Below are 388 nucleotides of genomic sequence, written 5' to 3'. Positions count from 1 at the left end.
ACATAGCGGTTGCCGACGAGGCGGCCGTTCTTGGTCTTGGCGATGACATAGCCGGTGTCGACGTCGAGATCGGCGCCGAGCGCCTGCAGGCCTTCGAGGAACAGGTCGACCGGGCGCGTGCCGATGGCGCAGCCGCCAGGCAGCGACACTTTGGCCTCGCCCATGCGGGCCAAGAGCGGCCCGATCACCCAGAACGAGGCGCGCATCTTCGACACCAGCTCATAGGGAGCCGTGGTATCGACGATGTTGCGGGCGGAGAAGTTGATGGTGCGCGAATAGCCTTCCTGCTGCTTCTCGCGCCTGCCGTTGACGGAATAGTCGACACCGTGATTGCCGAGGATGCGGATCAGTTGCTCGACATCGGCCAGATGCGGCACGTTCTCCAGCG

General features: G+C 64.4%; 1 pseudogene. It reads right to left on the bottom strand.

Annotation, left to right across the window (positions count from 1 at the left end):
- Positions 1–388, bottom strand: a pseudogene (locus EOA32_RS38120) (UDP-N-acetylglucosamine 1-carboxyvinyltransferase); the annotation flags it as partial.

The sequence above is a fragment of the Mesorhizobium sp. M1A.F.Ca.ET.072.01.1.1 genome (genome assembly GCF_004023325.1).
In the GTDB taxonomy this organism is placed as follows: domain Bacteria; phylum Pseudomonadota; class Alphaproteobacteria; order Rhizobiales; family Rhizobiaceae; genus Mesorhizobium.
Note: the sequence above shows the minus strand (reverse complement) of the source record. Positions and strands in the feature narration are given on the sequence as shown.